The sequence below is a fragment of the Blastococcus jejuensis genome (genome assembly GCF_039534705.1).
GTDB classification, from domain to species: Bacteria; Actinomycetota; Actinomycetes; order Mycobacteriales; family Geodermatophilaceae; genus Blastococcus_B; species Blastococcus_B jejuensis.
Genome location: NZ_BAAAVV010000019.1, coordinates 37,516 through 60,522 on the forward strand (window position 1 = coordinate 37,516; position 23,007 = coordinate 60,522).

At 73.4% G+C, this 23,007-nt stretch carries 20 protein-coding genes, 2 tRNA genes and 1 riboswitch; of the genes, 12 read left to right on the forward strand and 10 right to left on the reverse strand.

The genetic code is table 11. The annotated features are described in order from the left end of the window. Positions 1-16 precede the first annotated feature (16 nt). The gene (locus ABD644_RS21735) at positions 17-2,764 is read left to right on the forward strand and encodes a hypothetical protein (protein ID WP_344691275.1); all 2,748 of its coding nucleotides are present in this window, start codon (positions 17-19) and stop codon (positions 2,762-2,764) included. Between the two features lie 320 nt (positions 2,765-3,084). Here the strand turns inward: ABD644_RS21735 and ABD644_RS21740 are convergent. Continuing rightward, positions 3,085-3,158 (reverse strand) — tRNA-Ile (locus ABD644_RS21740). A 191-nt stretch (positions 3,159-3,349) separates the two neighbouring features. Further along, positions 3,350-3,509: riboswitch (cyclic di-AMP (ydaO/yuaA leader) on the forward strand. A gap of 11 nt (positions 3,510-3,520) precedes the next feature. Between ABD644_RS21740 and ABD644_RS21745 the strand changes: the two genes are divergently transcribed. Both ABD644_RS21745 and ABD644_RS21750 read left to right on the forward strand, forming a co-directional pair. Next, entirely contained in the window at positions 3,521-4,723 is a 1,203-nt protein-coding gene (locus ABD644_RS21745; protein WP_344691277.1) for a peptidoglycan DD-metalloendopeptidase family protein, read from the forward strand. Positions 4,724-4,774: 51 nt separating this feature from the next. Further along, on the forward strand, positions 4,775-5,440 hold the full coding sequence (locus tag ABD644_RS21750; protein ID WP_344691279.1) for a TVP38/TMEM64 family protein: 666 nt from the start codon (positions 4,775-4,777) through the stop codon (positions 5,438-5,440). Here the strand turns inward: ABD644_RS21750 and ABD644_RS21755 are convergent. Then, on the reverse strand, positions 5,437-6,312 hold the full coding sequence (locus ABD644_RS21755) for a maleylpyruvate isomerase N-terminal domain-containing protein (RefSeq protein WP_344691281.1): 876 nt from the start codon (positions 6,310-6,312) through the stop codon (positions 5,437-5,439). The genes ABD644_RS21750 and ABD644_RS21755 overlap by 4 nt on opposite strands. Positions 6,313-6,465: 153 nt before the next feature. Here ABD644_RS21755 and ABD644_RS21760 point away from each other — a divergent pair, with 153 nt between their 5' ends. The 3 genes from ABD644_RS21760 to ABD644_RS21770 all read left to right on the forward strand — a co-directional run bounded on the left by ABD644_RS21760 (position 6,466) and on the right by ABD644_RS21770 (position 8,801). Next, complete coding sequence (locus ABD644_RS21760) at positions 6,466-7,611, forward strand: GGDEF domain-containing protein (RefSeq protein WP_344691283.1); 1,146 nt, start codon at positions 6,466-6,468, stop codon at positions 7,609-7,611. Between the two features lie 42 nt (positions 7,612-7,653). Beyond that, on the forward strand, positions 7,654-7,914 hold the full coding sequence (locus tag ABD644_RS21765; RefSeq protein WP_344691284.1) for a hypothetical protein: 261 nt from the start codon (positions 7,654-7,656) through the stop codon (positions 7,912-7,914). Between the two features lie 386 nt (positions 7,915-8,300). Further along, positions 8,301-8,801: a DUF3145 domain-containing protein gene (locus tag ABD644_RS21770; RefSeq protein WP_344691285.1), complete on the forward strand. Its 501-nt coding sequence runs from the start codon at positions 8,301-8,303 to the stop codon at positions 8,799-8,801. Between the two features lie 217 nt (positions 8,802-9,018). Here the strand turns inward: ABD644_RS21770 and ABD644_RS21775 are convergent, their stop codons facing one another. The 6 genes from ABD644_RS21775 to ABD644_RS21800 form a co-directional block, all read right to left on the reverse strand. After that, the gene (locus ABD644_RS21775) at positions 9,019-10,431 is read right to left on the reverse strand and encodes an acyl-CoA carboxylase subunit beta (RefSeq protein WP_344691287.1); all 1,413 of its coding nucleotides are present in this window, start codon (positions 10,429-10,431) and stop codon (positions 9,019-9,021) included. A gap of 74 nt (positions 10,432-10,505) precedes the next feature. Beyond that, a complete protein-coding gene (locus ABD644_RS21780) occupies positions 10,506-11,747 on the reverse strand; it encodes a beta-ketoacyl-[acyl-carrier-protein] synthase family protein (RefSeq protein WP_344691289.1) in 1,242 nt (413 codons plus the stop codon). Positions 11,748-11,834: 87 nt separating this feature from the next. Beyond that, a complete protein-coding gene (locus ABD644_RS21785) occupies positions 11,835-12,074 on the reverse strand; it encodes an acyl carrier protein (protein WP_344691291.1) in 240 nt (79 codons plus the stop codon). 100 nt (positions 12,075-12,174) lie between these two features. Further along, complete coding sequence (locus tag ABD644_RS21790) at positions 12,175-13,143, reverse strand: beta-ketoacyl-ACP synthase III (RefSeq protein ID WP_344691293.1); 969 nt, start codon at positions 13,141-13,143, stop codon at positions 12,175-12,177. Continuing rightward, positions 13,140-14,399: an acyltransferase domain-containing protein gene (locus ABD644_RS21795; protein ID WP_344691295.1), complete on the reverse strand. Its 1,260-nt coding sequence runs from the start codon at positions 14,397-14,399 to the stop codon at positions 13,140-13,142. Before ABD644_RS21795 ends, ABD644_RS21790 begins: the two co-directional genes overlap by 4 nt. 109 nt (positions 14,400-14,508) lie before the next feature. After that, a complete protein-coding gene (locus ABD644_RS21800; RefSeq protein ID WP_344691297.1) occupies positions 14,509-15,675 on the reverse strand; it encodes a PucR family transcriptional regulator in 1,167 nt (388 codons plus the stop codon). A gap of 57 nt (positions 15,676-15,732) precedes the next feature. Between ABD644_RS21800 and ABD644_RS21805 the strand changes: the two genes are divergently transcribed. Genes ABD644_RS21805 through ABD644_RS21815 form a run of 3 tightly spaced genes read left to right on the forward strand, consistent with a single transcriptional unit; the run spans position 15,733 to position 18,238 of the window. Then, positions 15,733-16,437: a phosphatase PAP2 family protein gene (locus ABD644_RS21805; protein WP_344691299.1), complete on the forward strand. Its 705-nt coding sequence runs from the start codon at positions 15,733-15,735 to the stop codon at positions 16,435-16,437. Further along, positions 16,434-16,988, forward strand: coding sequence for a pirin family protein (locus ABD644_RS21810; protein ID WP_344691301.1), 555 nt, complete (start codon positions 16,434-16,436; stop codon positions 16,986-16,988). The genes ABD644_RS21805 and ABD644_RS21810 overlap by 4 nt, the downstream gene beginning before the upstream one ends. Further along, on the forward strand, positions 16,985-18,238 hold the full coding sequence (locus ABD644_RS21815; RefSeq protein WP_344691304.1) for a M20 metallopeptidase family protein: 1,254 nt from the start codon (positions 16,985-16,987) through the stop codon (positions 18,236-18,238). The genes ABD644_RS21810 and ABD644_RS21815 overlap by 4 nt, the downstream gene beginning before the upstream one ends. A gap of 95 nt (positions 18,239-18,333) precedes the next feature. Here the strand turns inward: ABD644_RS21815 and aceE are convergent, their stop codons facing one another. Beyond that, positions 18,334-21,141 carry a pyruvate dehydrogenase (acetyl-transferring), homodimeric type gene (aceE, locus tag ABD644_RS21820; protein ID WP_344691306.1) on the reverse strand — a complete coding sequence of 936 codons (2,808 nt, stop codon included), beginning with the start codon at positions 21,139-21,141 and terminating at the stop codon, positions 18,334-18,336. A gap of 270 nt (positions 21,142-21,411) precedes the next feature. Between aceE and ABD644_RS21825 the strand changes: the two genes are divergently transcribed. The 3 genes from ABD644_RS21825 to ABD644_RS21835 all read left to right on the forward strand — a co-directional run bounded on the left by ABD644_RS21825 (position 21,412) and on the right by ABD644_RS21835 (position 22,550). Next, positions 21,412-21,831, forward strand: a complete 420-nt coding sequence (locus tag ABD644_RS21825; RefSeq protein ID WP_344691308.1) for a DUF3052 domain-containing protein — start codon at positions 21,412-21,414, stop codon at positions 21,829-21,831. Positions 21,832-21,930: 99 nt separating this feature from the next. Continuing rightward, positions 21,931-22,392 carry a peroxiredoxin gene (locus tag ABD644_RS21830; protein WP_344691311.1) on the forward strand — a complete coding sequence of 154 codons (462 nt, stop codon included), beginning with the start codon at positions 21,931-21,933 and terminating at the stop codon, positions 22,390-22,392. Between the two features lie 86 nt (positions 22,393-22,478). Next, a tRNA-Val gene (locus ABD644_RS21835) sits at positions 22,479-22,550 on the forward strand. A 42-nt stretch (positions 22,551-22,592) separates the two neighbouring features. Here the strand turns inward: ABD644_RS21835 and ABD644_RS21840 are convergent. After that, positions 22,593-22,748, reverse strand: coding sequence for a DUF6131 family protein (locus ABD644_RS21840; RefSeq protein WP_344691313.1), 156 nt, complete (start codon positions 22,746-22,748; stop codon positions 22,593-22,595). Between the last annotated feature and the right edge of the window lie 259 nt (positions 22,749-23,007).

A 23,007-nucleotide genomic window follows, 5' to 3' on the forward strand; every position in this document is an offset into this window, starting at 1 on the left:
CAAGAAGGTCCGGGGGATGCCACCCGGATTCGCGCGCACGGCCGTCGCCGAGGAGGCCGTCCGTGCCGCGGATGCGGCCAACGATCTGGACGCGGGCTACGAGGCGCGGATGGCCTTGGCCGAAGCCGCACAGCACGGCGGTGAACCGCACAAGGCACTCGTGGCCGTCACCTGGTGCCTGGGTCAGATCGATGCGCACCCCGGGCGGTTCGACACCCATGGGCCCTACTGGGCGCTCAAGTGGCTGCCGCACACGTTGCTCGACCTGCCGGAGGTCCCGCTCGACGAGGTCGAGCGCGTGCTCGGGGAGATGCGCCGCAGGTATGAGGCAGCGGGTACGGGTCAGGACGCTGTCGCCAAGCTCGCGTGGACCATCCCGCTGCGCGTCGGCCGGATCGCAGAAGCTGTCGAGGCCCACCGCCGCTGGCGCCTGATCCCACGCACCGAGTACGGGGACTGCCGCGCGTGCGATGTGCATTCCGAAGTGCTGCTCGCACTGGCTGTCGACGACAGCGCTCGCGCTCTCGACCTCGCCCGACCTGTGCTCGCCGGCCGGCTCGACTGCGCCGAGGAGCCGGCGCGGATTCTCGGCACGCTGCTTGCGCCGGTCAGTGAGCTCGGCCGACCGGACGAGGCGGAGCGCTTCCACACCTGGGGATTGCGCCTGGCCCGTGGGAATCCCTCGCTCGTCATGACCCAGGCCGAGCACGTCATGCACCTCCTCCGTACCGGGCGCCTCGACGAAGCGCTCGCACTTCTCGCCGAGATCGTGGACGTCGTCGATCGCGGACTCTTCGACGTTGACTCCCGGCTCTGGGTGGCAGCCGCGGGCGGCAGTGTCACCGCGGCGCTGGCAGAGCGAGGGATCGACCGCGTGACCCGGCCGATCGGCGATCGGCCGCGGGAAACCGGGACACTCGCGCGGACGTTCGCCAGCGAGGCCCGCGCCACCGCCACGGCGTTCGACCAGCGCAACGGGACGGATGCCCTGACCCGCAAGGTCGAGGCGTGGCTGGCTGTGCGCCCGCAGCCGTCGCCGGCGGCGCACGTGCCGGGGACGCCGGTCGACGTCGTGAGCCCGGCCGCACCGAGCGCTCACCCCGAACCGGCCGCCACTGATCCCACGGATCTCGCCGACCCCGCCGTCTTGTTGGACCGTGCCCGGAAGGCAGTGGGCCTGAAAGACGACGCCCGTCTCGCTCTGGCCGAACGAGCGCTCTCGGGCTTCATCGCCGCCCACGATCCGCTCGGCGTCGCCCGGGCCCGCCGCAGCATCGGCGCGGCGCTCATGCGTATTGACCGAGACGACGAGGGCGCGGACATCCTCGAGTCGGTGATCGACGAGCTCGCCGACGAGCCGACCGAACAGGGGTACGCGGCGCTCGACCTCGCGCGTCTGGCGTTCGGGCGCGCGGAGCGCATCGATGACGACGTCCGACGCTGGCTGCACGTCGCACGCGACGCCGCCGAGCGGTCCACGAAGCGGGACGCCGAGTTGGGCCTGTGCCTGGCCATCGAAGCCGAGTGGCACGTTCTCGAGCTGGGCGTGGATCCGGACGCCACGGTGCTCGGCAAGGCGCTGGGAGGGTTCGCGACCGCGCGAAGCCTGCTCCGCGACGTCCCGGAAGAGCTGGCACACAGCTGGGCGGCCGAGGCCTCCAGCCGCGCGTGCGTCGGAGACGTCGACGGATCGCTCGCTCCCGCCGCGACGGCCTGGCAGCTGGCAACGGAACTGGACAACCACGAGGTGCTCGCCACCGTAGGGGAGCTGTACGCCCAGCTGCTCACCGCGACCGGGCACCCGCAGCAGGCTCTCGACGTGCTCACGGCGATGCAGCGTGCGGAACTGGCCGGCGACGACCGACTCGGCGCCGCCCAGACCGCGCTCGCGCGGGTCGACGTACTGCGCGACCTCGAACGCGAGGAGGAGGCCCTCGCCGTCGCCTGGGAGGCGGCCGACCTGTTCGCCGCAGCAGGCGACTCGTCGGGGGCCGCCGATGCGCGACTCACGGTTGCACGGCTGTTCCGCGCCCTTGGCCAGGACCTCAATGCCTACGACATGCTGTCCGAGTTGGTGGCCCAGGCAGCGGACGACGGCGATCGCCGTCTCGAGGGCGCCGTCGCTGTCGACCTCGCGCTGCTCAACCTCGAATACGGGGACGTCGACGAGGGGATGGCGAGTGCCCAGAGGGCACTGACGTGTTTCGACCCCGACGACGCAGCTGCGCGGGGGCGCGCGTACCGGGTGCTCGCGGACCTGCACCTCGCCCGTGACGAGATGGAGCTAGCGGTGGCCGCCGGCGAGGAGGCGATGACCGCCCTGTGTGCGGAAGGTGACCCGGTCCTGACAGCGGATGTCCAGCGCGAGCAGGCACACCGGCTCGTCGTTGCCGGACACCCCACCGCGGCACTCGACCTCTACGGCGCCGCGCGGGAGGGATTCGCGGCAAGCGGTCTGTCCGTCCAGGTGGCTGCCGTCGATCTCGGCCGAGCCGACGCCCTGGCGGCCCTCGGCCGCGCCGACGAGGCCGTCGCTTTGGCGGAGGAGGTGGCGGAGGTGGGGCTGCGCGAGGATGTGCCGGAACTGCAGGCCGATGCCCTCTGGGCGGCTGCAGCCCACGCGGTCCCGGATGACGAGCGCTACGACCGCGCCCTGGATGCCTATGCCAAGGCGGGCGCGCCGCCCGAACAGCTAGAGGAACTGCGGTCCCGGCGAGACGCGGCGCTGGGCCGGTCCGTTCGCCGTCCCCGCTGGAGGAGCTGACGCTGACCACGAGGACCGCCTGAACAGCAGGGCATCGCAGGGCTACTCATCGCGCTGACACCATCAGCGGGAAGTCCCTCGGCTGCCGGCCCTTGTTCCTTACACGGCCACGTGAGGACGTCGAGAGCGTTGAGACGCTTCCGCGGAAGCGCCTCAAGGTAGGCGGCTCGACGATCCTCCCGCGGGAACGCAGGGCCGAGTGCATGGAGGTCGCCCATGTCGCCCACGTCACGGAACGGGCTGTGGGCATATGTCGGCACGGGACGAGGCCATGGAACTTGCCCCGGATCACACAAGCCTCTGACCAGCGAGAACTTCGGTGGGGCGGGTGGGGCTCGAACCCACGACCCAGGGATTATGAGTCCCTTGCTCTGACCGGCTGAGCTACCGCCCCACCTGCACAGCCTGCCAGATCGGATCCGGCCGGATCACCGCGCCGCAGCCGGGGGATCGCCGTCCGCGACGACGTACCGGGAAGTACCACGAGCTGACCTGCTGTTCGTTATCCCGCTGTGACAACCCCTGGATCGGTGGGTACGGTCGCGCACGGTTCGGACGAGTTCAGTCCCTCGACCCGAGGGCCTCGGCCGGACCCCGCCGAACCGCGGAGCCGGATGGCCGAGCGGACCGGGGACCCACCGATTCACCGGGGTGAATCGTGCCTGCACACGGGGGTGGCAGGCACGTAGGGCACTGAACGGCCCGAACCCGTCAGCTAACTCGGTAGGCGGCCGTCAGAAACGGAGATGCGTCGCCTTGGCGACCCTGCACATCGAGCACAGCCGCGCCACCACAGCCCCCCGCCCCTCCCGCTCCCGGTTGAGCACGCCCCGTCGCGTGCTGCTCGTCGCCGGAGTGCTCACCGGAAGCCTCCTGGGCACGCACGCCGCCACCGCCGCACCCGGGAGCCCGGCCGCGGAGTCCGAGAACGACTCGCTGTCCGCCCAGATCGACCAGATCGAGGAACGCCTCGCCGCGGCCGAGGAGACCCTCCAGCGGACGACGGTCGAGGCCGAGGCCGCCGGCGAGGCGTCGCGGGCCGCGCAGGCCGCGCTCGGCGGGGCGCAGGCGGCCGCGGCGGCCGCCGCCGACGAGCTGGCCGCCGTCCGCCAGGCCGTGGCCGACTCGCAGGACGACGTCGCGGCCATCGGCCGGCAGGCCTACATGGGTAGCGACGACACGTTCGGTGACGTCGCCCTCCTGCTCGACGCCGAGAGCCCGACGGAGCTCCTCCAGCAGGCGGCCACCCTCGAGCTGCTCGGCGACGAGCGCACGAGGCAGCTCGCCGAGCTGGAGGACGCCGAGGTGCGCGAGGCGCAGGCCGACCGCGCCGCGCGCGAGGCCGTCGCCGAGCAGGACCGGGCGGCCCAGGCCGCCGCCCAGGCCGAGGCCGCGGCGACCGAGCAGCTCGCCGCCGCCCGGGCCACCTACGACGCGGCCGCGGCCGAGAAGGCGACGCTGGAGCGAGAGCTGCAGGCCGCCCTGGGCCGTTCGGGCGTCGCCGATCCGGCAGCGGCGGTCGCTCTGGCCCAGTCCACCCCGCTGCTGTCCGCCGCCGGAGGTGCGATCGCCCCCACCCAGGGCCGGGTCACCTCCTGCTACGGCACGCGCTGGGGGGCCATGCACAACGGCGTCGACATCGCCGCCCCGATCGGCACGCCGGTCTACACCCCCGAGGCCGGTGTCGTGCTGCAGGCCGGCCCGGCCAGCGGGTTCGGGCTCGCGGTCGCCGTCGAGCACGGCGACGGCACGATCACGCTCTACGGCCACGTGAACCAGTACTTCGTCTCGGCCGGGCAGGTCGTGTCGGCGGGCCAGCAGATCGCCGAGGTCGGCAACCGCGGTCAGTCCACCGGCCCGCACCTGCACTTCGAGGTGCACAACGGCGGCCTGTACGCCAACCGGGTCAACCCGACGCCGTGGCTGTCCGCCCGGGGGATCTCCCTCGGCGGCTGCTGACACGGCAGCGCGGCGGCAGGTGATCGGCCGGTCGTCGCGCACTATGGGCACATGACGACGGCGGCGCGCGGCACCTGGCTGCGCGCCGCCGTCCTCGTCCTGCTGCTCGCCGCCGGCGTGGGGGCAGCCCTGGTGCTGGACCTGCCGAGCGTCGCGACGGTGCGGTCCCAGGTCGCCGGCGCCGGGGCGCCGGGTGTCGCAGTCATGGTGCTCGCCGTGGCCCTCGTCCTGCTCGCGCCCGTGCCGCGGTCGGCGGTCTCGGTGCTGGTCGGCCTCGTCGCCGGCTTCGCGACGGGCGTCGGCGTCGCCTTCGCGGGTGGACTGCTGGCGGCGCTCGCCGCGTTCGGGTTCAGCCGGTGGCTGGGCCGGTCCGCGGCGCTCCGCCTGGCCGGCCCACGGCTGTCCCGCGTCGACGGGCTCGTGGCCGACCGCGGCTTCGTCGCGGTGCTGGCCGGCCGGCTGCTGCCGGTCGTGCCGTTCGTGGCGCTCAGCTACGGCGCCGGCCTGACGGGGGTGCGGCTCGCGCCGTACGGGGTGGCGACGGCGCTCGGGCTGGTGCCGAGCACCGTCCTGCAGGTCGGCGTCGGGGCCTCGGTCGGGTTCGCGGTCGACCCGGCCACCACGTCGCTCGTGCTGTCGCTCGCCGCCCTCGTCGTCGTCGCGGTCGGGGTCGGCACCCTGCTGTGGCGTCGGCGGCGCGCCGCCGTTCCCGCCTAGTTCCTACCGAGCAGGCGGCCGATCACCCCGCCGGCACCGCCCACCGTGCGGGCCGCCAGCTGCAGGATCGGACCACCGGGGATGCCCGGCACGGCCGAGACGATCGGGGCCAGCTTCAGCAGGCCGCCGACCTCGTGCACGCGCAGCTTCCGGCGGGCCACCGCGGGCACCGGGTTGACCCGCCCCGACGCCGCGTCCAGCAGCAGGTCGGCCGGTGCCTCGACACCCGGGCCGTCGGCCCTCCCGGACGGCAGCCGCCGCACCTCCCAGCCGTGCGGGTCGGACCGGAAGGCCCAGCCGCCGTCGGGGGTGGCCAGGGCCACGCCGCCGGAGATGTCCATCGACGCGGCGAGCGCCCCGGTGACGTCCGCGAGCGCGGCCAGGCCCGACTGCAGCACCTCCTGCGGCGGCGGCTGCGCGCCGCACGACACCAGGTCCAGACTGTGGACGGCGAGCTCGTATGCCTGGCCGAGGACGACGCTGAGCAGGGGCAGCCGGCCGACGACGGAGACCGTGGGGGCGGTGTCGAGCTCGACCGGCTCCTCGGCGAGGTAGCGGGCGGTGGCCTCCCGGTTGCGGTGCAGGCCGGCGAGGACCTCCTCGCGCGACGCGTCGCGGCGGGCGGCGGTGACCCGGGCGTTGACCGCGTCGACGTCCGGGGGCGTGCCCGTGCCGCCGTTCCTGGCCGACGCGATCAGGTCGGCCATCGCGGTGTGGTCGTCCCAGCAGCCCAGGTGGACGCAGATCTCGTGCGCGCGCCAGCCCGGCAGCCGGGACGCCCGGCCGAGGTCGACCGTCTGCGCCTGCGCGATGAACGCGTCCCACGCCTCGAGCACCATGCTCGAGACCTGCTCGCGTCCGACGTCGGCCATTCCCTGGTGTCGTCCCACGGTTCGCGTCCTACCCGCCCGGTCGGGCGACCAGGCATGATCCGCACCACGCCGGCCGGCCACCGGCAAGCGCTCTCCCCCCAGGGGGTGAGGCGCGGGGTCAAGGATGGCCGGCAGCGCGCCGAATCCATCTGCGTGAGCGATGTGACGACGGGGGACCGTCGGGCCACCGGCCGGACCGCGGCACCCGCCGCCCGACCGGGCGTGGTCCGCCGGCTGCTGTCGACCCTGCGGGACGGGCTCTACCGCCCGCTCGCCGGCGACGACGACCGTGTCGCCTACTGGGTGCACCACGTGCGCATCGGCGTGCTGCTCAGCGAGGTGGCGGCCGTGGCCGTCGTCGTCTACACCCTGCTCACGCAGAGCCCCGGCCGGCACCACCCGGTCATCCTCGTCATGGCCGGCGTGGTCATCGTCGCCGTCCCCGGTCTGCTGCTGCTGCCGCTCCCGGCGATGATGCGCGACTCCCGCGGCCCGACGATGTTCTACCTGTGGAGCCTGGGGACGACCGCGCTCGTCCTCGTCGGCACGCGCCTGGACGGCGGGGCCTCTAGCCCGCTGGACGCGCTGCTCTTCCTCACCCTGACCTACATGGCGGTCGCGTACTCGCCCTACGGCGTGGTCGCGATGGGCAGCGTGATGACCGGGAGCTACTTCCTCTTCATCGAGCTGCCCCACGTGACGACCTCGGGCATGTTCTTCATCGCGATCATGGCTGCCTTCACCATGGTCTGCGCGATGGCCTCGGCGAACTCGTGGGCGGCCCACGAGCGGCAGGTCGAGCTCATCCGCATCCACGAGGCGCTGGCGACCACCGACGCCCTGACCGGCATCCCGAACCGGCGCGCCTTCATGGAGCGGCTCGGCTCGGCCGTGGAGGCCGCCGCGTGGGGCCACCAGTCGGTGGTCTGCCTGGTCGACCTCGACGGCTTCAAGGCCGTGAACGACACCGCCGGGCACGCGGCCGGTGACGCGATGCTCAAGGCGATCGGCTCAGCCCTGGGCGGCGCCGTCCGCGAGACCGACACCGTGGCCCGGCTCGGCGGGGACGAGTTCGCCGTCCTGGCCGACGTCTCGGTCACCTTCTCCGGCCAGATGCTGGCCGAGCGGCTCCGCTCGGTGGTGGCCGTCGTCGGCAGCCGGTCCGGCGTGACCGCGAGCGTCGGCGTGGCCGAGGTCGAGGCCGGTGACGACGTCGAGGACCTGATGTACCGGGCCGACGCGGCGATGTACCGCTCCAAGAGTGCCGGCGGCAACCAGGTCACCACGCTCTCCTTCTAGCGCGTCTTGATCGGCCGGCCGCACGGGCGCAGCCTTGTCGGCATGACGCGCAGCGGCTCGGCCCTGGGCAGCGTCGTCCGGTGGGACGACGACCGGAACGGCGCGATCATCGAGGTGCCCGACCTGCCCGGTGACTGCTGGGCCGACGCCTCGGTCGTGGTGCACAGCACGGCGGGTGACGGCCGGCTGCGGGCGGGCCAGGTGGTCGCCGTCGACTGGACCGACGAGGACGCGGGGGAGTGGCCCTTCCGCGCGACGCGCGTCGAGCCCCGGGAAGACCTGCAGGCCACCCTCGGCGGGTGAGAAGGCCCAGTTCGCACCGCGTGGCGGGACTTCGGCGACGACGCCGTCCGTTACTGTGCGTGATCATTTCGAGAGCCGCGACCCGTCTGCTCCACGCTCCGCAGCGGGCCGCTCACGGCGCCTGCGAAACGTGGTCTGCAACGCACCACAACCGGTGGACGGCGCCCCGACGAGCATGGTATGGCGGGTTGACCAGCGGGATCGCGTACCACAAGTCACCTTGCGTCACATTGGACCCAACTGCCCCACCCGGGCTGGCGCGATCGGGGGTCCATCGGGCAGACTGTCTCCGGAAGCCCTGCTCCGTCATTGCCGAATACAGCGCGTCACCGAATCGATGAGTCCGTTGGGGAAGACGAGACTGATCGAGTCGATGGAGGTGCCTCGTGCAGCGACGGTCTACCCAGGGTGTCGTCTTCGTGCACGCGTGCCCGAAGGCGCTCTGCCAGCACGTCGAGTGGGCGCTGGAACGCGTCGTCGGCGCGCCGGTGTCCCTCACGTGGGCTGAGCAGCCCGCGGCGCACGGTTCCTACCGTGCCGAGGTCGCCTGGACCGGTTCGCCCGGGACCGGCGCCCGACTGGTCGCTGCCCTGCGCGCGTGGCCGATGCTGCGCTTCGAGGTCACCGAGGAAGCCAGCCACGGCAACGACGGCGAGCGCATGTCCTACGTGCCCGGTCACGGGGTCTTCCGCGCGCCCACCAGCGCCAACGGCGACATCATGATCAGCGAGCAGCAGCTGCGGCACCTCGCGGCGACGGCGTCGTCGATCGAGGCCTTCCGGCACGGCGTGGACGAGCTCCTGGGAGCGGCCTGGGACGCCGACCTCGAGGTCTACCGCCACGCCGGGGACGGGAGCCCGGTCACCTGGCTGCACCAGGTGGTCTGATCACGATACGAACACGACACGTCGAGCGGTAACGCGCGCGAGTCGTAGCCTGGACCAGGTCGTCCGGGCGCCGTCGGGGAAGCGGCGTCCGGACGACCTTTTTCTGCGCCGGACGTGATCGCCGTCCGCGCGGTGTAGGCGCCGTCCACGCGGCCTGCGGCGCGGATGCCGACGTCGCGGCGCGGACGGTGCGCGTATCGACCCGGAGCGGACGCGGCTACAGCGGGATGTTGCCGTGCGCGCCGCGGCCGTGCGGGGCGGCGGCCAGCGCGGCCACCAGCCGGCGCTTGGTCTGCCGCGGCTCCACGACCTCGTCGACCACGCCGATCTGCAGCGCCCGGTTGACGCCGCCGGCGATCCGCTCGTGCTCCTCGGCCAGCTGGGCGTGCAGCGCCTCCCGCTCACCCGGCGGGACGGCGGCCAGCTTCTTGCGGTGCAGGATGCCGACGGCGGCCTTCGCACCCATGACCGCGACCTCGGCGCCGGGCCACGCGAACACCGACGTCGCGCCGAGGGAGCGGGCGTTCATCGCGATGTAGGCGCCGCCGTAGGACTTGCGGGTCACCAGCGTCACCCGCGGGACCACCGCTTCGGCGAACGCGTGCAGCAGCTTGGCGCCGCGCCGCACCACGCCGTCCCACTCCTGGCCGACGCCCGGTAGGTAGCCGGGCACGTCGACGACGACGACCAGCGGGATGCCGAACGCGTCGCACATGCGCACGAACCGGGCCGCCTTCTCCGCCGACGCCGAGTCCAGGCAACCGCCCAGCCGCAGCGGGTTGTTCGCGATCACCCCGACCGTCCTGCCGGCCAGGCGGCCCAGCGCGGTGACGACGTTCGGCGCGAACCGGGGGTGCAGCTCGAGGGCCGGGCCGTCGAGCAGGTCGGAGATCAGCGGCTTGACGTCGTAGGCGCGCTGCTTCTGCTCGGGCAGGTGGCGCCCGAGGTCGACGTCGGCCTCGGCGGTGGCCGGCGCGAACGTGCCCTGGGCGGCCAGGAGGTCGACGGCGAGCCGCGCCGTCTCCAGCGCGGCCTGCTCGGACTCGGTGACGACGTGCACCACGCCACTGCGCCGGCCGTGGGTGTCGGGGCCGCCGAGGCTCTCCATGTCGACGTTCTCGCCGGTGACCGAACGGACGACCTCGGGCCCGGTGACGAACACGCGGCCCGCCGGACCCATGATCACCAGGTCGGTCAGCGCGGGACCGTAGGCGGCGCCGCCGGCGGCCGGGCCGAGGACGACGGAGATCTGCGGGATCCGTCCCGAGGCGCGCACCATCGCCGCGAACACCTCGCCGACGGCGTGCAGCGCGGTCACGCCCTCGGCCAGCCGGGCGCCGCCCGAGTGCCAGATGCCGATGACCGGCACCCGCTCCCGCAGCGCAGCGTCGATGGCGTCGACGATGTGCCGGCAGCCGTCGTAGCCCATGGCACCGCCCATCACGGTGGCGTCGGTGCAGAACGCGATCGCGGGCGTGCCGGTCACCGTGCCCCGTGCGGCCAGGACTCCGGAGGTGTCCCGCGGGCGCATGAGCACCATCGACCCGTCGTCGAAGAACCGCTGCAGGCGGTCCTCCGGGTCACGGGGGTCGGGCGCGGTCAGCGTCGGAGCGGGGTGCAGGGCGGTCATGGAACCTCCGGGTCATGGCCCCGCTGCAGGGGCCCGACGCGAGCCTGCGAGCGGTGGGGCAGTGGGTTCTTCGGCTAGGCCGTCGTGAACACCAGGGCGATGTTGTGGCCGCCGAAGCCGAACGAGTCGTTGACCGCCGCGGTGAACGAGGCCTTGCGGGGCTCGCCGCGGACGATGTCGAGGGCCTGGACGGCGGCGTCGTCGTCGGGGTCGTCGAGGTTGGCCGTGGCGGGCACGATCTGATCGCGCAGGGCGAGGATCGTGAACACCGACTCCAGCGCGCCGGCGGCCCCCAGCAGGTGGCCGGTCTGGCTCTTGGTCGCGGTGACCATGACGTGCTCGCCGATGGAGCTCCGGATCGCGGCCGCCTCGGCGGTGTCGCCGACCGGGGTCGACGTGGCGTGCGCGTTGACGTGGCCGATGTCGGTGGCCGACAGCCCGGCGTCGCGCAGCGCCGCGCCGATGGCGCGGGCGGCGCCCTCGCCCTCGGGGTGCGGGGCGACGAGGTCGTAGCCGTCGGCGGTGCCACCGGCCCCGGCGAGCCGGGCGTACACGGTGGCGCCCCGGGCCTTGGCGGCATCGGCCCGCTCGAGCACGAGCGCGGCCGCGCCCTCGCCGAGCACGAAGCCGTCGCGGGCCTTGTCGAAGGGCCGGGAGGCGCGCTCCGGCTCGTCGTTGCGGGTGCTCATCGCGCGCATCGCCGCGAAGCCGGCCATCGGCAGCGGGTGCACGCAGGCCTCCGTGCCGCCGACCAGCACGACGTCGGCGCGGTCGAACCGCAGCAGGTCCAGCCCCCACCGGATGGCCTCCGCGCCGGAGGCGCAGGCGCTGACCGGGGCGTGGACGCCGCCCTTGGCGCCGACCGCGAGACCGACAGCGGCGGCGGGGCCGTTGGGCATGAGCATGGGGATGGTGAAGGGGGAGACCCGCTTGGGGCCCTTCTCCTCCAGGACGTCGTCCTGACCGAGCAGGGTCAGCGCGCCACCGATGCCGGTGCCGATGACGACGGCGATGCGGAGCGGGTCGACGCCCGCGTCGCCGACGCCGGAGTCGCGCCAGGCCTCCTCGGCGGCGATGACCGCCACCTGCTGGCTGCGGTCGAGCCGCCGGGCGCGGACGCGGTCGATCTGCTCCGCCGGGTCGGCGGCCAGCCGCGCGACGAGCTGGGCCGGGAACTCCTTGATCCAGTCGTCGGTGATCCGGCTGACCCCTGACCGCCCGGTGAGCAGGGCGTCCCAGGTGGTGGCGACGTCCCCGCCGAGAGGCGTGGTGGCACCGAGTCCGGTGACGACGACGTCGGTGGCGGACGTGCTCATGAGTTCCTCCTGGGACGGCGGCCGGGCGGTCGGGGGTCGGCCCCCTGCAGGGCCCCGCCGCGGGCGGCGGGGAGCAGGGGGGACCTCTTACTGGTTCTTCTCGATGAAATTGATGGCGTCGCCGACGGTCTTGATGTTGGCCAGCTCGTCATCGGGGATGGCGACGCCGAACTTGTCCTCGACCGCGGTGGCGATCTCGACCATCGACAGCGAGTCGACGTCGAGGTCGTCGGTGAACGACTTCTCCGGGGTGGCGTCGGCGGGCGTGACGCCGGCGACCTCCTCCAGGATCTCGGCCAGACCGGTCTGGATCTCCTCGCGACTCACGCGGTGTCCTCTCTTTCGGATGGGGCTCTGCGATCGGACGGGGAATCCGCCGATGTCCGGGACGGTATGTCCCGAAGAAGTGGGGTGCGACCGCAGTCGCTCACGGGATGACCAGCACCTGGCCGGCGAACGTCAGGCCGGCGCCGTACCCGAGCACGAGCGCGAGATCGCCGGATTTCGCCTCCCCGGTCTCGAGGAGCGCGGTCAGCGCCAGCGGGATCGAGGCGGCCGAGGTGTTGCCCGACTGCACGATGTCGCGGGCGATCACCGTGCTCTCGGGGAAGCCGAGCCGCTTGGTCATCGACTCGACGATCCGGAGATTGGCCTGGTGCGGGGCGAAGACGTCGATGTCGGCGGGGCCGACGCCCGCCTTCTCCATCGCCTCGACGAGTGCGTCGGTGAGCTTCGTCGTCGCCCAGCGGTACACGGCCTGCCCGGCCATCGTCATCGTGGAGCGGCCGGCGGCGATCTCGATCGCGTTGTGCTGGTCGCCGTCGCTGCCCCAGGCGACCGGGCCGATGCCCGGCTCGTCGGAGGCGCCGACCACGGCCGCACCGGCGCCGTCGGCGAAGATCACCGCGGTCGACCGGTCGGTCTGGTCGGTGACGTCGGTCAGCCGCTCCACGCCGACCACGAGCGCGTTGCGGGAGGACCCGGCCCGGATCGCGTCGCTCGCCGCGCTCAGGGCGTAGCAGAACCCGGCGCAGCCGGCGTTGAGGTCGAACGACCCCGGGCGGCGCACGCCGAGCCGGTGGGCCACCTGCGGGCCGATGCCCGGGATGGGGGCGCGGAGGCTCGCGCTGGCGACGATGACCAGGTCGATCTCGTCGGGCGCCAGGCCGCTGGCGGCGATGGCCTTCCCGCCGGCCGCCACGGCCATCTCCACGAGCGTCTCGTCGTCGGACGCCCAGCGGCGCTCGGCGATGCCGACCCGGGACTGGATCCACTCGTCGTTGGTGTCCATCACCTGGGCGAGCTCGTCGTTGGTGACCCGGCGGCGTGGCCGGTAGGCGCCGAGACCCAGGATGCGGGCGCCGGGCGCTCCGGTGGACAGCTGGATGTGGGTCATGCGCTGACCTCCGGGTAGAGACGGGCGATCGGGTCGCCGGCGTCGACCAGGTCCCCCTCGTGGACGAGCCACTCGGCGAGAACCCCGTCGTAGCCGGCGGAGACGTGGACGTCCTCGCGGCGGCTGCGGATGAGGCCCAGCGGCGTGCCCGCCGGGAGGGACGTGCCCTCGGCGACCTCGGCCGGGCTGACCGTGCCGCGGACGGGGGAGACGACGACCCGCCAGTCGGGCAGGTGCTCGGCCTCGGTGCGGCCGCGCTCGGCGTCGATGAGCTCGCGGGCGCGGTCGAGGTCGGCCGGGCCGGTCAGCGCGAGGATCTCGATGCCGGCCCCCTTCCACTCGCGCTTGGCCAGACCGGCCAGCGCGCCGGCGGGCGGCAGCTCGATGACCGCGGTGACGCCGAGCTCGCGCATCGTCGCCAGGCACGAGTCGAACCGCACCGGGCTGGTGACCTGGCTGACCAGGCGGGACAGCGCCGCGGCGCCGGTGTCGACGGCCTGGCCGTCGGCGTTGGACAGCAGCAGCCGGCTGGGCTCGGCCGGGCGCAGCCCGCCGATCAGGCCGTCGAGCTCCTCGCGGGCCGAGGCCATGTAGGAGGTGTGGAAGGCGCCGGCGACCGACAGCGGCATGATCCGGGCCTTGGCCGGGGGGTCGGCCTTGAGCGCCTCGAGGCCGTCGAGCGCGCCCGCGGCGACGACCTGGCCGGCGCCGTTCATGTTCGCCGGGGTCAGGCCGTGCTTCTCGATCGCGGCAAGCACCTCGTCGGGGTCGCCCCCGAGGACGGCGGACATGCCGGTGGGCGTCTGCGCGCAGGCGGCGGCCATGGCGCGGCCGCGGACGGCGGTCAGCGCGATCGCGGCCTCGACCGAGAGCACCCCGGCAAGGGCGGCGGCGGTCAGCTCGCCGACGCTGTGCCCGGCGATGACGACGTCGCGCCCGGCGTGCGGCGCATGCTGCACCGGGCCGGGCAGCCCGCCGAGCTCGCGGGCCACGTAGAGGCTCATCGCGACCACCAGCGGCTGGGTGACCGCGGTGTCCTTGATCGCCTCGGCGTCGCCGGTCGTGCCGAGCGTGAGCAGGTCGGCGTCGGCGATCGCGCCGGCCCAGCGGAAGAAGGACTCGGCGCCGGGCAGCTCGAGCCACTCGGTCAGCATTCCGGGTTTCTGCGCCCCCTGTCCGGGGGCGAGTACGGCCAGCACTCGTTCACCGTGCCAGTGATGCTCGGGTCGCGTCGGTGGCGGGCGGCACGAAAGCACACCCGTGATCTTTGTAGGGTTCCTACAGAACTACCCCGTCGTGAGGGCCGAAGTGCGGGATTCCGTGGTAGGGACCACACGGACGGCGCTGGTGAACTCTGAGGGGGCGTCAGTTCCAGAGCGTCCGGTCGCGGTCGAGCAGGGCCAGGGCGAGGGCCACCTGCAGCGTCCAGCTGCCCCGCGGATCGGTGGCCGACAGACCGGTCAGTTCCGCCGCCCGCTTGAGCCGGTACCGGACGGTGTTGGGGTGCACGAAGATGGCGCGCGCGCTCGCCTCGAGGTTGCCGCCGCTGGCCAGCACCGCCCGCACCGTCTCGAGCACCTCGCCCCCGGCCGCGTGCAGGGGGAGGGCCACCCGCTCCTGCAGGGCGGTGCGCGCCAGCGGGTCCCCGTCGAGCGCCCGCTCGGCGAGCAGGGCGTCGGCGCGGACCGGCCGCGGCGCCTCCGGCCAGGCCCGGGCGGCGCGCCACCCGGCCAACGCGGCCGCCGCCGAGTCACCGGCGCGACCGAGCCCGTCGACGACGGGCCCGACCACGACGGGCCCGCGGCCGAACTCCTCGGCGACCCGCGCGGCGACCGACTCCAGGTCCTCCTGCCCGCCGAGGACGACGACCAGCTGCTCGGCGTGCACACCCACGAGGACCTCGCTGCGCAGCGACCGCGCCGCCCGGCGGACCGCCGCGTGAGGGTCGTCGACGGCGGGCGTGGTGCCGACCAGGACGACGACCGGCGTCATCGCCGCCCAGCCCAGGGCCGCGGCCCGCCCGGAGAGCTCCTCGGACTGCTCGCCGCGCACCAGCGCGTCGACCACCAGCGCCTCCAGACGCGCGTCCCAGGCGCCCCGGTTCTCGGCGAAGCTGGCGTAGACGTGCGCCGTCGCGAAGGCGACCTCCCGGCTGAACTGCAGCACCGCCAGGTGCAGCGCGTCCTCGTCGCCCGGCTCGGCGACCGAGTCGACGTGCGCCTCGAGCACCTCGACGGTGACCTTGATCAGGTCGACGGTCTGCTTGAGGGCGACGGCGCGGACGAGCTCGCGCGGCGCCGCGCCGAACACCTCGCCGGTGAGCTTCGGCGGCCGGCCGGGGTTGCGGCACCACTCGACCAGCGAGGCGATGCCGGCCTGCGCGACGAGCGTGACCCACGAGCGCTGGTCGGCGGGCATCGCGCGGAACCAGTCGAGCTCGTCGTCCATCCGGGCCACGGCCTGGGTGGCCAGCGCCCCGGACGCGCGCTCGAGCCGCCGGAGCGTGGCGGCGGTCGGCGGGCGGTTGCTCACCCGGCTCTCCACGAGAGCCAGCGTGTCACGCGCGCCGGCGTCGGGGAGAGTGGGGAGGTGAGCGTTCCCCCGGACGGCCAGACGGCCATCACCCGTACGCGTGCCGCCCGGGCGGTCCCGGCAGCCCTGGCCGTGGCGGCGTCCTGCCTGGTGCTGGTCGCGCTGCTGGGTGCCGGCGTCCGCACCGGGTTCGAACCGCAGCTCCGGCTCGACGCCGAGGTCAGCGAGGCGCTGTACGTGGGCGACCAGCGGGCGGGGGCGATGGACGGGGTCCTCGAGGTGCTGACCGCCCCGGGCCTGTCCTGGGTCCGGTTCGTCGTGTTCCTCCCGGTCCTGGTCCTGCTGCTGCGCCGGCGGGCGTGGTGGACGTCGGCGTGGCTGGTCACCGCCGTCGTCCTCGTGGCCCCGCTGACCACCCTGCTCAAGGACTACTTCGGACGGGTGCGCCCGGACTTCACGGAGGGCGGGGCCCGGTACGAGTCGTTGAGCTATCCGAGCGGGCACAGCTCGGGCATCGCCACCCTGGTCACCGTCGGGTTGATCCTCGCCTGGCCCCTGCTCGTGGCCCGGGCGCGACGGTGGTGGCTGGTGGTCGGCGCGCTCCTCGTCCTGCTGGTCGGGCTGACGCGGATGTGGCTGGGCGTGCACTTCCTGTCCGACGTCGTCGGCGGCTGGGCGCTGGGGGTGGCCTGGAGCCTGGCGACGGCGCTGGTCTTCGGGGCCTTCGCCGACGGCCGCGCGGCCCTGCGACCGACGTCGTGAGCGACCTCGACCAGCGCGTCGTGCTCGCCCCCGACGACGGCTCGCTCGGCCCTCTGCTCCGGATCGCCGACGACCGGCTGGCCCCCGGCGCCGGGTACGGGCGGCACGAGCACCGGGCGGTCGACGTCGTCGCCGTCGTCCTGGCGGGAAGCGTCCACCACAGCTGGCACGTCGACCTCCCCCTGGCGGCGGGGGACGTCGGGGTGCTGCGCGCCGGCGCGGGGCTCGAGCACGACGAGGTCGCCGGCGAGCACGGCGCGCGGATCCTGCAGTGCTATCTGCGCAGCGCCGCGCCGTCGGCGGCTCCGGCACACCGGGTGCACCGTTCGGCCGCCGGCTGGCTGGACCTGGGACGCACCGACGCCCGGCTGTGGCTGCGTCGGGTGCGGCCCGGCACCTCGCTCACCGTGCCCCCCGGGCTGCTCGTGCTCCGGGGCGCCGACGGCGTGCTCGTGGAGCAGCAGGCCGGGCGGGTGGTCGACGAGGCGGGCGTCGCGCTGGTCTGGCAGCTTGACAGCAAACGCCCGCATTGGTCGAAGGAGTGGACATGACACCGGCCCCCTCGCAGGGACCCGACGCGAGCTTGCGAGCGGTGGGGGGCGAGGGGGTCCTTTCACTGCTCTCCGCCGCCTACAACGACGCCGACCGGACCATCGACCTGCGGCGACGGCTGCACCGCCACCCCGAGATCGGCCTGCACCTGCCCCGGACGCAGGAGACGGTCCTGGAGGCGTTCGCCGACCTGCCGGTCGAGGTGACCACGGGGACGACGACGAGCTCGGTCGTGGCCGTGCTGCGCGGCGCCCGGCCCGGGCCGACCTACCTGCTGCGCGGCGACATGGACGCGTTGCCGGTGCAGGAGGACACCGGGTTGCCGTTCGCGTCCGAGGTGCCCGGCGTGATGCACGCCTGCGGGCACGACACCCATGTCGCCATGCTGCTGGGCGCGGCCCGGCTGCTCGCCGAGCGCCGCGACGAGCTGACCGGGCAGGTCGTCTTCATGGTGCAGCCGGGGGAGGAGGGCTTCCACGGCGCGCGCTTCATGCTCGAGGAGGGGCTGCTCGACGTCGTCCCGGAGGCGCCGGTGAGCGGCGCGTTCGCGCTGCACAGCATCGCGAACATGGCCAGCGGCACCGTGAACGTCCGGCCGGGCCCGCTGATGGCCGCCGCCGACCAGTGGCGGATGACCGTCCGCGGCCGTGGCGGGCACGCCTCGATGCCGCACGCCGCCGCCGACCCCATCCCCGCCGCGGCCGAGATCGTGCTGGCCCTGCAGTCGATGGTCACCCGCCGGGTCGACGTGTTCGACCCGGCGGTGGTCACCGTGGCGCACATCGAGGCCGGGTCGACCAGCAACGTCATCCCCGACTCGGTGCTCATGGAGGGCACCATCCGCACCCTGTCGGCCGAGCGCCGAGCCGACGCCGTGGCCTCGGTGCAGCGGGTGGCGACGCTGATCGCCGCCGCCCACGAGCTCGACCTCGACTTCGTGCACGAGGAGGGCTACCCCGTGACGGTGAACGACGTCCGGGTCGCGACGCGGGTGCTCGACGCGGCGGCGGAGATGCTGGGGGTCCCGGCCAGCGTGCTGATGCCGGCGCCCCTCATGGGCGCCGAGGACTTCTCCTACGTGCTGGAGAAGGTGCCCGGTGCCATGGCGTTCCTCGGTGCCTGCCCGCCGGGGCTCGACCCGGCCGAGGCGCCGGCCAACCATTCGAACCTGGTGGTCTTCGACGAGGAGCCGCTCCCGGCCGGCGTCGCCCTCTACGCCCGGATGGCGCTGGACGCCCTACGAGGCTGAAAGAGGACCCCGTCCTCCCCACCCCTCGCAAGCTCGGGGCGGTGCCCTGGACGGGGCCGAACGGCCCGCCCCCTGAGGAGGCGGGCCGCTGGCGGTTAGGTAGCCGGGCTGGAGTCGCTGCGCTCCTCCGCGGGCGCCGCCTGGACGTCGCGGACCTGGTACTTCTCCACCGCCTCGCGCACCGTCGACCGGTCCAGGTGACCCCAGTCGGCCAGCGACGCCAGCGTGCGCACCACGATCGACTCCGCGTCCACGTGGAAGTGCCGGCGCAGGGCGGGGCGGGTGTCGGAGAGCCCGAACCCGTCGGTGCCCAGCGACTGCATCCCGTGCGGGGCGTAGGGCGCGATGAGGTCGGGGACGGCACGCATCCAGTCCGACACCGCCACGACCGGGCCGTGCGCCTCCTGCAGCCGCTGCGTCACGTAGGGCACCTGCGGCTCCTCCTCGGGGTGCAGCAGGTTGTGCTCGGCGCAGGCGTCGGCCTGCCGGCGCAGCTCCACCCAGGAGGTCACCGACCACACGTCGGCCGAGACGCCCCAGTCGTTCGCCAGCAGTTCCTGCGCCCGCAGCGCCCACGGCACCGCGACACCGGAGGCCAGGATCTGCGCCCGCTTGCCGCCGTCGATCGACGGCCCCTCCTGGTACCGGTACATGCCGGCAAGCAGGCCCTGGACGTCGAGGTTCTCGGGCTCGGCCGGCTGCACGAACGGCTCGTTGTAGACGGTCAGGTAGTACATGACGTCGGCCGAGCGGTGCCCGCCCAGCGGCGCCCCCGGGTCCACGCCGTACATGCGCTGCAGCGCGTCCTTGGTGATGTGCGCGACCTCGAAGGAGAACGCCGGGTCGTAGGACACCACCGCGGGGTTGGTCGCGGCCAGCAGCAGCGAGTGCCCGTCCTCGTGCTGCAGCCCCTCGCCGTTGAGCGTCGTCCGCCCGGCGGTGGCCCCCAGCACGAAGCCGCGGGTCATCTGGTCGGCGGCGGCCCAGAAGCCGTCGCCGGTCCGCTGGAACCCGAACATCGAGTAGAAGATGTAGATCGGGATCATCGGCTCGCCGTGCGTGGCGTAGGACGAGCCGACGGCGGTGAACGACGCCGTCGAGCCGGCCTCGTTGATGCCCTCGTGCAGGATCACGCCCGTTTCGGACTCCTTGTAGGCCAGCATCAGCTCGCGGTCGACCGAGGTGTAGTGCTGCCCGGCCGGGTTGTAGATCTTGTGCGAGGAGAAGAGCGAGTCCAGGCCGAACGTGCGGGCCTCGTCGGGGATGATCGGCACGAAGCGCGGGCCGAGTTCCTTGTCCTTGAGCAGCTCCTTGAGCAGGCGGACGAACGCCATCGTCGTCGCCACCTCCTGCTTGCCGGAGCCGCGGCGCAGGACCTCGAGAGCCTTGTCGTCGGGCGCCTTGAGCTGCTTGAACTCCGACCGCCGCCGGGGCACCGCCCCGCCGAGCTGCCGGCGCCGCTCGAGCATGTACTGCATCTCGTCGGAGTCGGGGTCGGGCTTGTAGTAGGGCGGCAGGGTCTTGTCCAGCGCGTCGTCGGGGATGTCGAGGTAGAGCCGGTCGCGGAAGAGCTTGAGGTCGTCGGCGGTCAGCTTCTTCATCTGGTGCGTGGAGTTGCGGCCCTCGAAGTGGCTGCCCAGCGTCCAGCCCTTGATCGTCTTCGCGAGGATCACCGTGGGCTGGCCCTTGTGCTCGGTCGCGGCCTTGAAGGCGGAGAAGACCTTGCGGTAGTCGTGCCCGCCGCGGGAGAGGTCCCACACCTCCTTGTCGCTCATGCCTTCGACGAGCTTGCGGGTGCGCGGGTCGCGGCCGAAGAAGTGCTCGCGCACGTAGGCGCCGTCCTCGGCCTTGTACGTCTGGTAGTCGCCGTCGGGCGTCTGGTTCATCAGGTTGACCAGGGCGCCGTCGCGGTCGGCGGACAGCAGCGCGTCCCACTCCCGGCCCCAGATCACCTTGATGACGTTCCAGCCGGCGCCGCGGAAGAACGACTCCAGCTCCTGGATCACCTTCCCGTTGCCGCGCACCGGGCCGTCGAGCCGCTGCAGGTTGCAGTTGATGACGAAGGTGAGGTTGTCCAGCTCCTCGCGGGCGGCCAGGCCGATCGCGCCGAGCGACTCCGGCTCGTCCATCTCGCCGTCGCCGAGGAACGCCCAGACGTGCTGGTCGGAGGTGTCCTTGAAGCCGCGGGCGTGCAGGTAGCGGTTGAACCGCGCCTGGTAGATCGCGTTGAGCGGGCCCAGGCCCATCGAGACGGTGGGGAACTCCCAGAACTCCGGCATCAGCCGCGGGTGCGGGTAGGACGACAGCCCGCCGCCGGGGTGGCTGACCTCCTGGCGGAACCCGTCGAGCTGCTGCTCGGAGAGCCGGCCCTCGAGGAAGGCGCGGGCGTAGATGCCGGGGGAGGCGTGCCCCTGGAAGTAGATCTGGTCGCCGCCGCCGGGGTGGTCCTTGCCGCGGAAGAAGTGGTTGAAGCCGACCTCGTACAGCGACGCCGACGAGGCGTAGGAGGAGATGTGGCCGCCGACGGCGATGCCCGGGCGCTGCGCGCGGTGCACCATGATCGCGGCGTTCCAGCGGATGTAGGCCCGGATCCGGCGCTCGACGTGCTCGTCGCCCGGGAACCAGGGCTCACGCGCCGGCGGGATCGTGTTGATGTAGTCGGTGCTCCGCAGCGACGGCACGCCGACCTGCTGCTCGCGGCTGCGCTCGAGCAACCGGAGCATCACGTACCGGGCTCGCTCGCGGCCGGCGTTGTCGACGACCGCGTCGAGGGAGTCCAGCCATTCCTGGGTCTCGTCGGGGTCGGTGTCGGGGAGTTGGCTGGGCAGCCCGTCGGTGATGACCGCGCGGGGCGTGCCTGCGTCGCGGGCGGGATCTCCGTCCGACTGCTGCGGTGCGCTCATGCCCCCATCGTTCCCTGTCGGGGCGACCGGCGTCACGTGGCACCTCCCACACGTCCGGCGAGTCGCCCTCGACCTGCCCCGATGTCGGGGACGGATCGCCGCCGTCGAGCGGCCGCGCGGGCTTGCGTCGCGCCCGGCATGCCCTACGCTTCCGCTCACGGTGGCCCGCCCCGAGGGGGCCACGGAGACGGACGACGAGAGCGAGAGGGGTGACATGACCGCGCTGCGGGTGTGCCTCCCGCCGGTCACACCCATGGAGGAGCAGCACGGATGAGCGTCGACAGCGCCGGCATGGCGGCCCGGCTGGGCATCAAGCCGGGCATGGTCGTGCAGGAGCTCGGCTGGGACGAGGACGCCGACGAGGACCTGCGCGACGCCGTCGTCGAGGCCTCCGGCGGTGAGATGGTCGACGAGGACACCGACGAGGTGGCCGACGTCGTCCTGCTGTGGTGGCGTGAGGACGACGGCGACCTGTTCGACGCCCTCACCGACGCACTCGCCTCGCTCGCCGACGACGGCGTGGTCTGGCTGCTGGTGCCCAAGTCCGGCCGTCCCGGCCACGTGGAGCCCAGCGACGTCACCGAGGTGGCCCCGACCGCCGGCCTCTCGCAGACCACGAGCGTCTCGGCGGCCAAGGACTGGTCGGGCATCCGGCTGGTCACCCCGAAGGCGGCCCGCAGCCGCCGCTGAAAGAGGACCCTCCTGCCCCCCCACCGCTCGCAGGCTCGCGGCGGGCCCCTGCAGGAGGGCCGTTCCAGCACGTCACCTCGCGTGCGGCAGCATGGGGGCATGAGCCTCTCCGTCGGTGACGTCGCGCCCGAGTTCAGCCTCCCCGACCAGGACAAGCAGGTCGTCTCCCTCACCGAGTTGCGCGGGGCCCCGGTCCTGCTGGTCTTCTACCCGTTCGCGTTCTCCGGCAAGTGCACCGGTGAGCTCTGCCAGCTCCGCGACGAGCTGGCTGTCTACACCGACGCCGGCGTGCGCGTGCTGGCGATCAGCACCGACCCGGTGTTCAGCCTCAAGGCGTTCCGGGACGCCGAGAGCCTCACGTTCCCGCTGCTGAGCGACTTCTGGCCGCACGGCACGGTCGCGCAGGCCTACGGCGCCTTCAACGAGAAGGCCGGTATGGCCGTGCGCGCCACGTTCCTGGTCGACGCCGAGGGGAAGGTCGCGTTCGCCGAGGTCAACTCGCCCGGCGACGTCCGCGAGCAGTCGGGCTGGAAGAGCGCCGTCGCCGGTCTGGCCGCATGAGAACGGGTGGAGTGCCAGGGCGCGGAGGTCGCGTCCCTGGCACTCCACCCGGATCTCCCGCGCGCGGCACCTAGGCTGTGCGCGCGGGGCGCGTAGCTCAGCGGGAGAGCTCTCGCCTTACAAGCGAGCGGTCGCAGGTTCGATCCCTGCCGCGCCCACCGTCACCGCCTGGGGACCCCGCGGTCGACCAGGCGGCATCGTCACCAGTAGTGGCTTCGCCCGCCCACCTTGCGGCCCATCGAGCCCGCGAGCAGGAGCACGAGGCCGACGACCAGCACGATGAGGCCGAGCGTCCACAGGATCGAGACCTTGAAGAGCAGGCCGAGGAGCAGCAGGACGAGTCCGATGACGATCACGTAGTTCCTCCGGGGCTGGTGGTGATGGGAAACAGCCCCGGAGATGTGGCCGCGAGGGGCCCGCGCCTAACGCCGTCGCGGGCCGATCCACCCCTTCGGAGGAGGAACCTCACCCGGTCGGCGCACGCCGCAGGTCAGACATCCCATGGTGTGGGGCGTCAAGCCGCGGTGGCGGTGAGCTGGGGCCAGGCGGTGTGTTCGTTGTACTGGGTTCTGGTCTTGAGGCAGCCGTGGAGGATGCCGACCAGGCGGTTGGCGA

Bases quoted from the DNA above. Each gene is read 5' to 3' on its own strand.
- ABD644_RS21735 (WP_344691275.1), top strand. From the start codon at position 17: ATGCCACCCGGATTCGCGCGCACGGCCGTCGCCGAGGAGGCCGTCCGT.
- ABD644_RS21750 (WP_344691279.1), top strand. From the start codon at position 4,775: ATGACGACGGCGGCGCGCGGCACCTGGCTGCGCGCCGCCGTCCTCGTC.
- ABD644_RS21755 (WP_344691281.1), bottom strand. From the start codon at position 6,312: ATGGCCGACGTCGGACGCGAGCAGGTCTCGAGCATGGTGCTCGAGGCG.
- ABD644_RS21765 (WP_344691284.1), top strand. From the start codon at position 7,654: ATGACGCGCAGCGGCTCGGCCCTGGGCAGCGTCGTCCGGTGGGACGAC.
- ABD644_RS21775 (WP_344691287.1), bottom strand. From the start codon at position 10,431: ATGACCGCCCTGCACCCCGCTCCGACGCTGACCGCGCCCGACCCCCGT.
- ABD644_RS21780 (WP_344691289.1), bottom strand. From the start codon at position 11,747: ATGAGCACGTCCGCCACCGACGTCGTCGTCACCGGACTCGGTGCCACC.
- ABD644_RS21790 (WP_344691293.1), bottom strand. From the start codon at position 13,143: ATGACCCACATCCAGCTGTCCACCGGAGCGCCCGGCGCCCGCATCCTG.
- ABD644_RS21815 (WP_344691304.1), top strand. From the start codon at position 16,985: ATGACACCGGCCCCCTCGCAGGGACCCGACGCGAGCTTGCGAGCGGTG.
- aceE (WP_344691306.1), bottom strand. From the start codon at position 21,141: ATGAGCGCACCGCAGCAGTCGGACGGAGATCCCGCCCGCGACGCAGGC.
- ABD644_RS21825 (WP_344691308.1), top strand. From the start codon at position 21,412: ATGAGCGTCGACAGCGCCGGCATGGCGGCCCGGCTGGGCATCAAGCCG.
- ABD644_RS21830 (WP_344691311.1), top strand. From the start codon at position 21,931: ATGAGCCTCTCCGTCGGTGACGTCGCGCCCGAGTTCAGCCTCCCCGAC.